13 protein-coding genes are annotated in these 12,846 nt (G+C 70.9%); 5 read left to right on the top strand and 8 right to left on the bottom strand.

Annotated elements, in window-relative coordinates:
- Window positions 1-119: 119 nt before the first annotated feature.
- Window positions 120-872, bottom strand: coding sequence for an SDR family oxidoreductase (locus tag ACH4D3_RS21120; protein WP_398324070.1), 753 nt, complete (start codon window positions 870-872; stop codon window positions 120-122).
- Between the two features lie 94 nt (window positions 873-966).
- Here ACH4D3_RS21120 and ACH4D3_RS21115 point away from each other — a divergent pair, with 94 nt between their 5' ends.
- Window positions 967-1,623 carry a TetR/AcrR family transcriptional regulator gene (locus ACH4D3_RS21115; protein WP_398324069.1) on the top strand — a complete coding sequence of 219 codons (657 nt, stop codon included), beginning with the start codon at window positions 967-969 and terminating at the stop codon, window positions 1,621-1,623.
- A gap of 426 nt (window positions 1,624-2,049) precedes the next feature.
- On the top strand, window positions 2,050-3,525 hold the full coding sequence (locus ACH4D3_RS21110; RefSeq protein WP_398324067.1) for a PAS domain-containing sensor histidine kinase: 1,476 nt from the start codon (window positions 2,050-2,052) through the stop codon (window positions 3,523-3,525).
- A 201-nt stretch (window positions 3,526-3,726) separates the two neighbouring features.
- Here ACH4D3_RS21110 and ACH4D3_RS21105 read toward each other — a convergent pair whose 3' ends face one another.
- Together ACH4D3_RS21105 and ACH4D3_RS21100 are read right to left on the bottom strand one after the other, a co-directional pair.
- The gene (locus tag ACH4D3_RS21105) at window positions 3,727-3,984 is read right to left on the bottom strand and encodes a WhiB family transcriptional regulator (protein ID WP_003973730.1); all 258 of its coding nucleotides are present in this window, start codon (window positions 3,982-3,984) and stop codon (window positions 3,727-3,729) included.
- A gap of 320 nt (window positions 3,985-4,304) precedes the next feature.
- Window positions 4,305-5,273, bottom strand: coding sequence for a diacylglycerol/lipid kinase family protein (locus ACH4D3_RS21100; protein WP_398324065.1), 969 nt, complete (start codon window positions 5,271-5,273; stop codon window positions 4,305-4,307).
- A 127-nt stretch (window positions 5,274-5,400) separates the two neighbouring features.
- On the opposite strand from ACH4D3_RS21100, the gene ACH4D3_RS21095 reads away from it, so the two are divergent.
- Window positions 5,401-5,859, top strand: coding sequence for a hypothetical protein (locus ACH4D3_RS21095; RefSeq protein WP_398324063.1), 459 nt, complete (start codon window positions 5,401-5,403; stop codon window positions 5,857-5,859).
- Between the two features lie 19 nt (window positions 5,860-5,878).
- Here ACH4D3_RS21095 and ACH4D3_RS21090 read toward each other — a convergent pair whose 3' ends face one another.
- The 3 genes from ACH4D3_RS21090 to ACH4D3_RS21080 all read right to left on the bottom strand — a co-directional run bounded on the left by ACH4D3_RS21090 (window position 5,879) and on the right by ACH4D3_RS21080 (window position 7,891).
- On the bottom strand, window positions 5,879-6,943 hold the full coding sequence (locus ACH4D3_RS21090) for an RNA polymerase sigma factor SigF (RefSeq protein WP_398324061.1): 1,065 nt from the start codon (window positions 6,941-6,943) through the stop codon (window positions 5,879-5,881).
- Window positions 6,944-6,966: 23 nt separating this feature from the next.
- Window positions 6,967-7,380, bottom strand: a complete 414-nt coding sequence (locus tag ACH4D3_RS21085; RefSeq protein WP_003973726.1) for an anti-sigma regulatory factor — start codon at window positions 7,378-7,380, stop codon at window positions 6,967-6,969.
- Window positions 7,381-7,630: 250 nt separating this feature from the next.
- Complete coding sequence (locus ACH4D3_RS21080; RefSeq protein ID WP_398324059.1) at window positions 7,631-7,891, bottom strand: UBP-type zinc finger domain-containing protein; 261 nt, start codon at window positions 7,889-7,891, stop codon at window positions 7,631-7,633.
- Window positions 7,892-7,952: 61 nt separating this feature from the next.
- Here ACH4D3_RS21080 and ACH4D3_RS21075 point away from each other — a divergent pair, with 61 nt between their 5' ends.
- Window positions 7,953-9,545 carry a Na+/H+ antiporter gene (locus ACH4D3_RS21075; protein ID WP_398324057.1) on the top strand — a complete coding sequence of 531 codons (1,593 nt, stop codon included), beginning with the start codon at window positions 7,953-7,955 and terminating at the stop codon, window positions 9,543-9,545.
- A 47-nt stretch (window positions 9,546-9,592) separates the two neighbouring features.
- On the opposite strand, the gene ACH4D3_RS21070 is transcribed toward ACH4D3_RS21075, so the two are convergent.
- Window positions 9,593-10,501, bottom strand: a complete 909-nt coding sequence (locus ACH4D3_RS21070) for a 1-aminocyclopropane-1-carboxylate deaminase/D-cysteine desulfhydrase (protein WP_398324055.1) — start codon at window positions 10,499-10,501, stop codon at window positions 9,593-9,595.
- Window positions 10,502-10,551: 50 nt separating this feature from the next.
- Entirely contained in the window at window positions 10,552-11,130 is a 579-nt protein-coding gene (locus tag ACH4D3_RS21065) for an N-acetylmuramoyl-L-alanine amidase (RefSeq protein WP_106517834.1), read from the bottom strand.
- 307 nt (window positions 11,131-11,437) lie between these two features.
- Between ACH4D3_RS21065 and ACH4D3_RS21060 the strand changes: the two genes are divergently transcribed.
- The gene (locus tag ACH4D3_RS21060; RefSeq protein ID WP_398324053.1) at window positions 11,438-12,844 is read left to right on the top strand and encodes a family 2B encapsulin nanocompartment shell protein; all 1,407 of its coding nucleotides are present in this window, start codon (window positions 11,438-11,440) and stop codon (window positions 12,842-12,844) included.
- Window positions 12,845-12,846: the final 2 nt, after the last annotated feature.

Raw genomic sequence — 12,846 nt, 5'->3', positions numbered from 1 at the left:
CGAAGAGAGGACTCACCCGGGGCCCGGGACTGGCTATGTGGTTTAGACCAATCTAACAGAGCGGGACCTCGCGGTCGCGCTGAAACGGTCAGGCGGGTGGCGGTGTTCCGGCCGTGGTGTCAGGTCAGCGAACCTCCCGTGGCGTCCACCCAGCTGCCCGTGACCCACCGGCCCCCGTGCGAGGCGAGGAACGCGACCACGTCGGCCACCTCGGCCGGCGCCCCCACCCCGCCCAGCGCGGAGAACGCCGCCGCCCGCTCCCAGCCGCCCTCGCTCCCGTGCAGCATCCCGGCCGTGTTGTCCGTCTCGATGATGCCGGGCGCCACCGAGTTCACCGTGATGCCCCGGGTGCCCAGCACCTTGGAGAGGTCGCGGGAGAACACGTCCAGCGCGCCCTTCGTCATCGCGTACGCCATGTTGTCCGGCATCACCGCCGTGCGGGCCAGGCCCGACGAGATGTTGATGACCCGGCCGCCGTCGCGCAGCCGCCCCATGCCGTGCTTGAGGATGAAGAACGGTGCCTTCACGTTGACCGTGAAGACCGCGTCGTACTCCGCCTCCCCTATCTCCCCGATGGGGCGGGTGTTGCCGATCCCCGCGTTGTTCACCAGCACGTCCAGTCCGTCGGCGTGTCTGTCGAACTGCTCCCACAGGGTCTCGGCGGCACCCGGAGCGCCCAGGTCGGCCCTGATCGTGAACGCCGAGCCGCCCCCGGCCTCGATCGCGGCGACCGTCTCCTTCGCCGCCGCCTCGTTCCTCCCGTAGTGCACCGCGACCCGGGCGCCGTCGCGGCCGAGCCGCTCCGCGATGCCCCGCCCGATGCCCCTGCTCGCCCCCGTGACGAGTGCCGTCCTGCCCGCAAGCACGCCCATTCCGGCGTCCCCCTCATTTCGCTAGTGGTCGCTACAGAAATGACGCTACAACGGGATGGCGACTTTTTCTAGGGGTCGCTATAAAATGCACTCCATGGTGAGCGGTGAGAAGAGTGAACGGTCCGGGGCGCCCGCGCCGTCGCCCGGTTCAAGGGGCGCGGCCAGGACCCGCGGCCGTCCGCGCTCCTTCGACCGGGCGACGGCGCTGGAGGCGGCGCTGCTGGCGTTCTGGGAGCACGGGTACGAGGCCACGTCCGTCTCCGACCTGACGCGGGCCATGGACATCGGGACCCCGAGCCTCTACGCCGCCTTCGGTGACAAGCGCTCGCTCTTCGAGGAGGTCGTCCAGGAGTACGGGGTGCGGTACGGCTCGTTCGGCGAGCGCGCCCTCGCCGAGGAGCCGACCGCGCGTGCGGGCATAGCGAGGATGCTGCGCGAGGCCGCCGCCGAGTACACGGCCCCCGGCCGGCCGCACGGCTGCCTCGTCATCCACGCGGCCGCCAACTGTTCGACCGCCGAGGTGGAGGAGTCCCTGCGGCAGCGGCGCAACGCGAACATCGCCGCCATCGAGACCCGGATCGGCGCCGACGTGGACGAGGGCGTGCTGCCGCCGGACACCGATGCCGCCGCGCTCGCCCGGTACACCGGTGCGATGATCCAGGGCATGTCCCAGCAGGCGCGCGACGGCGCGAGCCGGGCGGACCTGGAGGCGCTCGCGGAAATTGCCCTGGCGGTCTGGCCCCGAGGTTGAGCCAACGGGGTTAGGCTTCTGGCGGCTGTCCGGGCGGTGGCGCGGTCGGCACAAGTCACCAACAACAAACAACGTCCACCGCATGGACACGGTTAGTGGTCTAGTCCACAATGGTTGCTGAGGAACTGACCGTGTCGCTCACGCAAGCTGATCGTCAGGCTTCCGCCCTCCCCGCACAGGAGGACGGACCGAGGAACCGGCGCTCTCTGCCCTGACTGCTCCGGCTCCTCATCCTTCGGCCGACCGGGACCGCACACCCCACGGCCGATGTTGCTCCGGGCTGCGGTGCCGAGAGGGCTGAGGGTCCCTCTCAGGCGCCGCGGCCCGCGGGTGTTTCCGGGGTCTCGCCGACCGCGTCGGGGGCGGGGCGCAGTGGAGAGTGGCTGGTTTCGAGCGCTGTCCGTACCGCCAGGTACGCTCGGCCCCGTGCCCTCCATGAACGAACTCGTACGCCAGCACACCGCGCTCGACGACTCCGACCTCGAGTGGCTCCATCTGCTGGTCTCGGAGTGGCAGCTCCTCTCCGACCTCTCCTTCGCCGACCTGGTCCTGTGGGTCCCCACCCGCGACGGCACGCGCTACGTCTCGGTCGCCCAGATGCGGCCCAACACCGGCCCCACCTCGTACCAGGACGACATGGTCGGCCACCTCGTCCCGCGCGGCCGGCGCCCCATGCTGGACGCCGCCCTGGACGAGGGCCGCATCGTGCGCGAGGGCGACCCCGAGTGGCGCGAGGAGGTCCCGGTCCGCGTCGAGTCCATCCCCGTGCGCCGCCAGGGACGCGTCCTCGGGGTCATCGCCCGCAACACCAACCTGCTCACGGTGCGTACGCCGAGCCGGCTGGAGCTCACCTACCTGCAGAGCGCCTCCGACCTGGCCCAGATGATCGCGGCCGGCGCCTTCCCGTTCGAGAACCAGCAGGTCGACATGGACGCCTCGCCCCGCGTCGGCGACGGCCTGATCCGGGTGGACGGCGACGGCATCGTCCAGTACGCCTCCCCGAACGCGCTGTCGGCCTACCACCGCATGGGCCTGGCCGCCGACCTGGTGGGGCATCACCTCGGCCGTACCACCGCCGAACTCGCCCCCTCCCGCGGACCGGTGGACGAGGCGCTCGCCAAGGTGGCCAGCGGCTGGGCGCCGCGGGAGTTCGAGATCGAGGCGCACGACGGGGTGATCCAGTTCCGCGCCATCCCGCTCAAACCCAAGGGCACCCGCATCGGTTCGCTGGTCCTCCTGCGCGACGTGACGGAACTGCGCCGCCGCGAACGCGAACTGATCACCAAGGACGCCACGATCCGGGAGATCCACCACCGGGTGAAGAACAACCTCCAGACGGTGGCGGCCCTGCTGCGCCTGCAGGCCCGGCGCATCGAGTCCGACCGGGGCCGCGAGGCGCTGGAGGAGGCCGTGCGCCGGGTCGGCTCGATCGCGATCGTGCACGAGACGCTCTCCCAGAACCTGGACGAGCGCGTGGAGTTCGACGAGATCGCCGACCGCGTGCTGGCGATGGTGGCGGAGATCTCGCCGGGCAAGGTCACCGGCCGGCGCACCGGACGCTTCGGCATCCTCGACGCCGAGGTCGCCACCCCGCTGTCCATGGTGCTGACCGAGGTGCTGCAGAACGCCCTCGAGCACGGCTTCCGGGACGGCGACACCGGCACGGTCGAGGTCTCGGCGGTCCGCGGCGGCACGACCAAGGAGGCCCGGCTGCTGGTCACCGTCCAGGACGACGGGGTCGGACTGCCCGAGGACTTCGACCCGCACCGCTCCGGCAACCTCGGCCTGCAGATCGTCCGCACCCTGGTCGAGGGCGAGCTGGGCGGCGCCTTCGACATGGTCCAGGCCGGGGAACGCGGGTGCCGGGTGATCCTCGACATCCCGGTGCCCGCCGAGAAGTAGCGGCCGTTGGGCGGTGGGCACAGCAAAAAGCCCCGGACCGGTGAAGGTCCGAGGCCAGTGCTCGTGCGATACATCGTCCGATGCGCATCGGGGGTACTGCGCGCTGCGGCTCGGGAGCGGGGGATGCGTACTCGCTGTCTACGGAGTAATGCCGTCAGGCACACGCGCCGCCAAGCTGAGGCTGTCAGTAGGGGTGGGTTGTCAGGCGGAGGCCTGACGAGCCCGGTTGCGGGCGGCACGGCGCTTCATTGCGCGGCGCTCGTCCTCGCTGAGACCACCCCAGACGCCGGAGTCCTGACCGGACTCGAGCGCCCACTGCAGGCACTGCTCCATGACGGGGCAGCGACGGCAGACGGCCTTGGCTTCCTCGATCTGCAGCAGCGCGGGACCGGTGTTGCCGATGGGGAAGAAGAGCTCGGGGTCTTCCTCGCGGCAAACGGCGCGGTGACGCCAGTCCATGGCTGCTACCTCTCCTTGGTATTACATGCTGGGATGCTTGTGAATGTGAACGCTTTCACGAATCCCTCAACAAGGGAAGGGCCTACCGCCAGGTTCCCTGGCGTGGTCCTGTGGTTTGAAGAGGGGTTCCGGTGATCTGTGGATGCCGGTCCTGCGGGCTGTCCCGATCGCCAAGAAGAGACTCGCAAACCTCGGCGGCGGATACAACCCCTTCCGGAAAGTTTTTTTTGATTCTTCGGTGTCGACTAGGTCACAGCCGTACTTCCATGGGGTGGATCCTGGTCTAAACGTTCGAGTGAAAGGACTTTCGCCCCTTCTGCTCACACAATCACACGCAGTGCACGGCGTACGCCTGTGAACGTCACGCTAGTCCGCAACCCCAGGTGGTCACCGTCCATCTGAAGGGGCAGGGGCACCTTCGAATGCAAGGTGAACTCGGTCAGATCGTGCAGGGAGACCGCATGGCGGCCCCGCGGCCCGCGCTCGGGGGACGAAGTGAGCAACTGGGTGCCATACCGGGCAACCGCGGCCGTCGACAGCCGGCTGAGGCCGAACACGTCGAGGGCGGTGTCGAACGACGCCTCGGGGGAGGCGTAGATCGGGCGATTCCCGAGGAACGTCCAGGGGCAGGTGTTCGAAACTATGGACAGGACCAGATCGGTGACCGGGTCCTCGCCCGCCCGCTCCAGAGTGATCGTCCCGCTGCGGCGGTGCGGTTCGCCGATGAGCTGGCGCACCACCTGGCGGACGTAGAGGGCGTGCGTCGACTTCTTGCCGCGCTCGCGGTGCTGCTCGACACGGCCGACCACCCCGGCGTCGAACCCCAGACCGGCGTTGAAGGTGAACCAGCGGGCCGGAACCCCCTCGTCCTCCGAGCCGGGCGTACCCGACGCCAGCCCCAGGCCGACGGTCCGCTCGCTGCCCTCGCGCAGGGCGTCCAGCAGGGCTCCGGTGGCCTCCACCGCGTGGTTGGGCAGGCCGAGGGCGCGGGCGAAGACGTTGGTGGAACCGCCGGGGACCACCGCGAGACCGGGCAGGTGCTCCGGGTCGGGGCCCGCGTGCAGCAGGCCGTTGACGACCTCGTTCACCGTGCCGTCGCCGCCGAGGGCCACCACCAGGTCGATGTCGTCGCTCTGCGCCGCCTGGCGGCCGAGGTCGCGCGCGTGGCCGCGGTACTCGGTGGTGACCGCCTCCAGCTTCATCTCGCTCGCGAGCGCGTGGATCAGCACGTCGCGCGTGCGCGCACTCGTGGTGGTTGCCGCCGGATTGACCACGAGAAGTGCACGCATGGTGTGCAGGGTACCTACTGGGTGGTACTCGGCCCAGACCGAGGTGAAGATGGTCACCGGCGGACGGCACGCGTGATACGCGGGACACCGCGGCGGACGCGGGCGCGCGGAGGGCTACCCTTTCGGGGTGAGCAGTGAGCAGACCCCCACCCCCGCCTCCGCAACCGCCGAAGAGGCGGGCCCGCGCCCCGGCCGGCTGACGGCCGCGGCCGCGATCGCCGCGCTGGAGGGGCTGGCGCTCGTCGTCGGCGGCGTCTGGATGCTGGTGGAGGGCCTCACCGGACACCCCGACGACCGGACCTCGGCCGTCACCGGCGGAGTCACCCTGATCGTCCTCGCCCTGCTGCCGCTGCTCGCCGCCCGCGGACTGGTCGCCCGACGCGGCTGGAGCCGGGGGCCCGCCGTGATCACGCAGATCATGGCGCTGCCGGTCGCCTACAACATGGTGCGGGCCGACAGCCTGGCCGTCCCGGCGGGCATCGTGCTCGGTGTGGTGGCCGTCACCGCGCTGGTGCTGCTCGTCAATCCGACGACCACCCAGGCCCTCGGCATCCGGGGGCCCGGCAACGCCGGGAAGCAGCCGTAAGGCACCCGCCGGCCGGCGGTCACTCCTCGACGAGCAGCTTCTCCCGCAGCTGTGCCAGCGTGCGGGCCAGCAGCCGGGACACGTGCATCTGGGAGATGCCGACCTCCTGCGCGATCTGGGACTGGGTCATGTTGCCGAAGAAGCGCAGCAGCAGGATGCGCTTCTCCCGCGGTGGCAGGTCCTCCAGGAGCGGCTTGAGCGACTCCCGGTACTCGACGCCCTCCAGGGCCTCGTCCTCGGCGCCGAGGGTGTCGGCGACCGCCGGGGACTCGTCGTCGGTGTCGGGGACGTCCAGGGACAGCGTGGAGTACGCGTTGGCCGACTCCAGGCCCTCCAGGACCTCCTCCTCCGAGATCGACAGCTTCTCGGCCAGCTCGTGGACCGTGGGGGAGCGGCCGTGCAGCTGGGACAGCTCCGCCGTGGCCGTGGTCAGGGCCAGCCTCAGCTCCTGGAGCCGGCGCGGGACGCGCACCGCCCAGCCCTTGTCCCGGAAGTGCCGCTTGATCTCGCCGACGACCGTGGGCGTCGCGTACGTGGAGAACTCCACGCCGCGGTCCGGGTCGAAGCGGTCCACCGACTTGATCAGGCCGATGGTGGCGACCTGGGTCAGGTCGTCCAGGGGCTCGCCGCGGTTGCGGAAGCGGCGCGCGAGGTGCTCGACCAGCGGCAGGTGCATGCGGACCAGCCGATTGCGCAGCTCCGCGTACTCCGGACTCTCCTTCTCCAGCGTGCGCAGCTCGGCGAACAGGAGGCGCGCACCGCTGCGGTCCTGCGGGTCGTGCCGTGTGCCCTGCGTGCCCCGTGCACCCGGCGCGTGGCCCTCGGAGTGTCGCTCGTGCTCGCTCATCGTCCCGCCCGTTGCCCTTTCCCGAGCCCTCGCCTCCGCTCGGACGGGCCGGACGGGGCTCTCCCCGGTCCGCTGCCCGTCGCCCGGAACGACGGCCCCGGGCGAGGTCTCGTCCTCCGGATGCGGCCGGGCCTGCTCGGGGATGCCGTCGATGCCGTCCGCCGTGCGTCGCGCCTCGTTCGGAGAACGTGTGCCCTCGGCCGGCAGCTCCCGTGTACCGCGCTCTTCGTCCCGCACCGGCCCGTCCCCGTCCCCGTTCCTCACGTCGGCCCGGGTCCCGCGCCGCGCTGTTTGTAGAGGCTGATCGAAACGGTTTTGTCCTCGTCCACGGCGGAGGAGACCTTGCCCGCGAGGGCGGAGAGCACCGTCCAGGCGAAGGTGTCCCGGGACGGCGCGTGGCCGTCCGTGGTCGGGGCCGAGACGGTGACCTCGAGCGAGTCGTCGACGAGGCGGAAGACGCAACTGAGCACCGAGCCGGGCACGGCCTGCTGCAGCAGGATCGCGCAGGCCTCGTCGACTGCGATGCGCAGGTCCTCGATCTCGTCGAGGGTGAAGTCCAAACGAGCTGCGAGGCCGGCCGTCGCCGTACGCAGCACCGACAGGTAGGCACCCGCGGCCGGCAGCCGGACTTCGACGAAGTCCTGGGTCGCGGGCTCGCCTGCGATCTGGGACACCCTCACCTCCAAGGTGGTACAAGCGTTACAGGGCCGAGGGACACCCCTCGGGACAACGCGATACGTGGTTCAGCGGTGACGTTATCGCGCTCCGAAGTTTCCTGTCCCCGAGACCCCAACCCCGTGCTGTCACTCATAGTAAACACGCGAACACGCACAGTGGCTAGGGGGTCGGCGGGCTCAAATCGGAAGAGCGCGCGCCGGGTTGACGTACCCAGACGTCAGACGGTCGAACCGTCCCCGGCAGAGGTCACACCAGGACGTGATCGACGAAGCACCAGCGCCAGCTCTCCCCGGGTTCGAAGGTCCTCATCACCGGGTGGCCGCTCTCCTTGTGATGCGCCGTCGCGTGCCGGTTCGGCGAGGAGTCGCAGCAGCCGACATGACCGCAGCTGAGGCACAGCCTCAACTGCACCGGGTCCGTGCCCTCGGCCAGACACTCGGGACAGGTCTCGCCGCACGGCTCGGGTTCCGGGTGAGGCAGCGCGTCGGCGTGCGTGCACTGTTTCATGATTGCCAGGTTACGACGGGTGTGCGGATGACCGCGCGGAAAACGAGGGCGGGCGAGGACGATGGACGTGATGCCGCTGCTGTTGCTGGTGGCGGGCAGCGCCGCGGTCGCCGCGGCGGGACGACGCGTACCGGTGCCGGTACCGCTGCTCCTGGTCGCGGTGGGCCTGGTGGTGAGCTACGTGCCCGGTGTGCCCGACTACACCCTCGACCCGCACATCGTCCTGCCCCTGCTGCTGCCCCCGCTGCTCTACACGGCGGCCACCGACAGCTCCTACCTGGACCTGCGGGCGCAGGCCCGGCCCGTGGCGCTGCTGTCCGTGGGCTACGTCCTGTTCGCCACCTTCGTCGTCGGCTGCGCGGCGTACCTCATCGTGCCCGGCCTGCCGCTGACCGCGGCCCTGGTGCTCGGCGCGGTCGTGGCGCCCCCGGACGCCGTCGCGGCCACGGCGGTCGCCCGCCGCGTGGGGCTGCCCTCCCGGATCACCACGATCCTCCAGGGCGAGTCCCTGGTGAACGACGCCACCGCGATCACCGCCTTCAAGGTGGCGCTCGCCGCGGCCGTCGGCGAGGGGGCGACCTGGGCCGGCGGGATCGGCGAGTTCCTCATCGCGGCGGTGGGCGGCGTCGGAGTCGGGCTGGTCCTGATGGTGCCGCTGCACTGGCTGCGCACCCACCTGACCGAGGCGCTGCTGCAGAACACGCTCTCCCTGCTGATCCCGTTCGTCGCCTACGCGGTCGCCGAGCAGGTGCACGCCTCCGGGGTGCTCGCGGTGGTCGTCGTCGCGCTCTACCTCGGCCACCGCGCGTGGGAGGTCGACTTCGCCACCCGTCTCCAGGAGGAGGCGGTGTGGAAGATGGTCGCGTTCGTCCTGGAGTCGGCCGTGTTCGCCCTCATCGGACTCCAGCTGCCCGTCGTCCTCAAGGGCCTGGGGGAGTACGAGGGTGCCGACGCCGCCTGGTACGCCCTCGCCGTCTTCCTGGTGGTCGCCGTGGCGAGGTTCGTGTGGGTGTACCCGGCGACGTTCCTGCCCCGGCTGTCGGCACGGGTACGCGCGCGCGAGGGCGAGCTCTCCTGGAAGGGGCCGTTCGTGATCGGCTGGGCCGGGATGCGGGGCGTGGTCTCCCTGGCCATCGCGTTCTCCATCCCGCTCACCGTGCACGGGGGCGAGCCCTTTCCCGAACGCAACCTCATCCTGTTCCTGACCTTCACCACGGTCATCGGCACGCTGGTCGTCCAGGGCGTCAGCCTGCCGCCGCTGATCCGCCTGCTGAAGTTCCCGGCGCACGACGTGCAGGCGGAGACGCTGGCGGAGGCCAACGCCCAGGCGCAGGCTTCGCGGGTCGCGGAGCTGCGCCTGGACGAGCTGCTCGCCGACGAGCGCAACGCCCTGCCGGCGCCGCTCGCCGACCGCCTCCGTATGGTCCTGGAGCGCCGCCGCAACGCCGTCTGGGAACGGCTCGGCCAGGTCAATCCCGTCACCGGCGAGACCGTCGACGACACCTACCGGCGACTCTCCCGGGAGATGATCAGCGCCGAGCGCGAGGTCTTCGTCCGGCTGCGGGACGGGCGCTACATCGACGACGAGATGCTCCGGACCCTGCTGCGCCGGCTGGACCTGGAGGAGGCCGCCGCGTACCGGGAGACGACGTGAGCGGGTGCGGGGGCGCGCGGGCGGGTCGGGGCGGCGGTCCGGCACGTTCAGGGGAAGGGCCGTCCGGTGACGACCGCCGCCAGGGTCGTCCCGCGTGGGAAGGCGCCCTCCTCGGTGAGGGCGAGCAGGGCGTACAGCATCTTGGCGACGTACACGCGCTCCACGGGGAGGCCGTGGCGGTGTTCGAAGTCCTCGGCGAAGGCGTCCAGACCGGGCGTCGTGCGGGCGTAGCCGCCGTGGTGGAAGCGGTCCGCCAGGCTCCAGTCGCCGCGCGGCCCGCCGAACGCGCGCTCCTGGAGCCGCCGTATGTCACCCTCCAGGAAACCGCCCTTGAGCACGGGTATGCCGAGGGCCCGCCGCCCCCGGGGGAGCCCGGCGGCGAGCCCGGCGAGCGTGCCACCGGTGCCGCAGGCGACAGCGGCCACGTCGGCGTGCGTGCCCAGCTCCTCGCCCAGGGCACGGCAGCCGCGGACGGCATCCGCGTTGCTTCCGCCCTCGGGGACGACGACGGCGCCCTCGGCGCCCGCCGCGCGCAGCAGGGCCGCCAGGGCCTCGGGTTCGGACTTGCGCCGGTACGTCGAGCGGTCGACGAAGTGCAGCCGCATGCCGTCGGCGGCGCACCGGGCCAGTGAGGGGTTGAGCGGCCGGCCGGCCAGCTCCTGACCGCGGACCACACCCACCGTCGGCAGCCCGAGCAGCCGGCCGGCCGCGGCCGCGGCCCGCAGGTGATTGGAGTAGGCGCCGCCGAACGTGACGACGGTGCGCCCGCCGGCCGTGGCGAGATTCGGCGCCAGCTTGCGCCACTTGTTGCCGACCAGCTCGGGGTGGATCAGATCGTCCCGCTTGAGCAGCAGCCGGACACCGTGGCGCTCGAACCGTCCGTCGGCCACCTCGTGCAGCGGAGAGGGCAGACGGGGACGCAGTGCGGCGAGCTCACGGGTGTCGGTGCCGGTCACCCCGCCATTGTCCCGCCACCGAGCGCCCCGGTCACCCCACCCCGGCCGGGTCACTTCAGGCGGTCGCGGATTCGGTTTCGCATGGACGCCATCGTGAACCCGCGCGGGTCCACCTTGCCCGGCTGCCACTCCAGGTGGCCGATGACGGACCGCTCGTTCCAGCCGTGGTGGCGGCACACGGCCGCGGCGGCCCGCTCGATCGCCTCGAGCTGTGCCGCCGGCCAGGGGTCGTCGCCGTCGCCCAGGTTCTCGCACTCGAAGCCGTAGAAGTGCCGGTTGCCGTCGGTGTTCGCCTCGTTGTCCCGGGGCAGCGCCTTCTCCGCGATCACCGCGCGCAGGACGTCGTCGTCGCCGAGACCGGCGTGGTTGGCCCTGCCGTACCCGACCAGGTGGACCCTGCCGTCCTTGGTGACGACCCCGTGGCACAGCGGCCCCGGCAGACCCTCGTAGCCCTTGCGGCAGATGTCCACCGTCCGCGCGCTGCCCTTGGTGACCGTGTGGTGGATCATCACACCGTGCACGGGACCCCACGGGCCCTTGTGGTTGCGGTTGTGGTCCCGCCAGTCGCCGACCTGGACGACGGTGAGGCCCTCCGCCTTCAGTGCCTTGAGGAAACTGCTCGCGGACATGGGTGAGGCCACCGCCGACTCCTTCACGCTGCGCGACGACCGCCCGACGCGACCGCCTCGTACGGAGCTTGTACCGAAACGGAGCAACTCCTATTGCTTGTTCGGTCCGTGTGCGAGTCGTTTCGGACATTCTCATCCCGGCCAGAGGGGTGTCGAAGTCGAAACAAGCCCCCATATCTGCCCCGGCCGTGAGTGATCCATTCCCGCTCGTTCGTGTAATAGCACCGGCACGCTCCGTGAGGAAGGCTGGTCCACGCACATCGATGCCGGGCGCAGTCGTCCGGCATGACCGGGAGGGCAATTCCTTATGTCGGTAGGCGAAGAGGTCCGCACCGAGCAGACCAGGCCGCAGCAGAGCCTCGGCACGGCGGCCGCGCGGAACCTGGCCACCACCACCAAGTCCGTTCCTCAGATGCAGGAGATCAGCTCGCGCTGGCTGCTGCGCTCGCTCCCCTGGGTGGACATCCAGGGCGGCACGTACCGGGTCAACCGGCGTCTGACCTTCGCCGTCGGCGACGGCCGCGTGACGTTCGTGAAGACCGGCGACCGCGTCGAGGTCATCCCCGCCGAGCTGGGCGAGCTGCCGGCCCTGCGGTCGTACGAGGACGACGAGGTCCTGTCGGAACTCGCACAGCGCTGCGAGCAGCGGGAGTTCGGCCCCGGCGAGGTGATCGCCTCGTTCGGCGCGCGGGCCGACGAGGTCTACCTGCTGGCGCACGGCAAGGTCGAGAAGATCGGCACCGGCCCCTACGGCGACGACGCGGTGCTCGGCGTCCTCGCCGACGGCGCCTACTTCGGCGACCAGGCGCTCCTCGACGGGGACGCCATCTGGGAGTACACCGCCCGCACGGTCACCGCCTGCACGGTGCTGGTGCTGCCCCGTCAGGAGGTGGACCAGGTCGCGGAGCGGGCCGACTCCCTGCGCGAGCACCTGGAGCTGCTGCGCTCGATCCCGGAGCAGCGCACCAACCGGCACGGTGAGAAGGAGATCGACCTCGCGGCGGGCCACAGCGGCGAGCCGGACATCCCGCACACCTTCGTCGACTACGAGGGCCGGCCGCGCGAGTACGAACTGAGCGTCGCCCAGACCGTGCTGCGCATCCACTCGCGCGTGGCCGACCTGTACAACCAGCCGATGAACCAGACCGAGCAGCAGATCCGGCTGACCGTCGAGGCGCTGAAGGAGCGCCAGGAGCACGAACTCATCAACAACCGCGAGTTCGGCCTGCTGCACAACTGCGAGTACGACCAGCGCATCCAGCCGCACGACGGCGTGCCCGGACCCGACGACCTCGACGAACTGCTGAGCCGCCGGCGCGGCACCAAGCTGCTCCTCGCCCACCCGCGCGCCATCGCCGCCATCGGCCGCGAGCTCAACAAGCGCGGCCTCGTCCCCGAGACCATCGACGTCGCCGGGAACCGCATCCCGACCTGGCGCGGTGTGCCCATCTACCCGTGCAACAAGATCCCGGTCACCGAGGCCCGTACGTCCTCGATCATCGCGATGCGTACCGGCGAGCAGGACCAGGGTGTCATCGGCCTGCGGGCCACCGGCATCCCGGACGAGATCGAGCCGAGTCTGTCGGTGCGCTTCATGGGGATCAACGAGCAGGCGGTCATCAAGTACCTGGTCACGGCCTACTACTCGGCCGCGGTCCTCGTCCCGGACGCGCTCGGCGTGCTGGAGAACGTCGAGATCGGCCGCTGGCGGTGACG

Origin of the sequence: Streptomyces sp. NPDC018026 (genome assembly GCF_044327745.1) — a bacterium.
Classification (GTDB): Bacteria; Actinomycetota; Actinomycetes; order Streptomycetales; family Streptomycetaceae; genus Streptomyces; species Streptomyces rubrogriseus.
Note: the sequence above shows the minus strand (reverse complement) of the source record. Positions and strands in the feature narration are given on the sequence as shown.

What these genes read in the sequence shown, in the direction of transcription:
- ACH4D3_RS21105 (WP_003973730.1), bottom strand. Translation starts at nt 3,984, where the DNA reads ATGGACTGGCGTCACCGCGCCGTTTGCCGCGAGGAAGACCCCGAGCTC.
- ACH4D3_RS21120 (WP_398324070.1), bottom strand. Translation starts at nt 872, where the DNA reads ATGGGCGTGCTTGCGGGCAGGACGGCACTCGTCACGGGGGCGAGCAGG.
- ACH4D3_RS21115 (WP_398324069.1), top strand. Translation starts at nt 967, where the DNA reads ATGGTGAGCGGTGAGAAGAGTGAACGGTCCGGGGCGCCCGCGCCGTCG.
- ACH4D3_RS21075 (WP_398324057.1), top strand. Translation starts at nt 7,953, where the DNA reads ATGGACGTGATGCCGCTGCTGTTGCTGGTGGCGGGCAGCGCCGCGGTC.
- ACH4D3_RS21100 (WP_398324065.1), bottom strand. Translation starts at nt 5,273, where the DNA reads ATGCGTGCACTTCTCGTGGTCAATCCGGCGGCAACCACCACGAGTGCG.
- ACH4D3_RS21080 (WP_398324059.1), bottom strand. Translation starts at nt 7,891, where the DNA reads ATGAAACAGTGCACGCACGCCGACGCGCTGCCTCACCCGGAACCCGAG.
- ACH4D3_RS21065 (WP_106517834.1), bottom strand. Translation starts at nt 11,130, where the DNA reads ATGTCCGCGAGCAGTTTCCTCAAGGCACTGAAGGCGGAGGGCCTCACC.
- ACH4D3_RS21060 (WP_398324053.1), top strand. Translation starts at nt 11,438, where the DNA reads ATGTCGGTAGGCGAAGAGGTCCGCACCGAGCAGACCAGGCCGCAGCAG.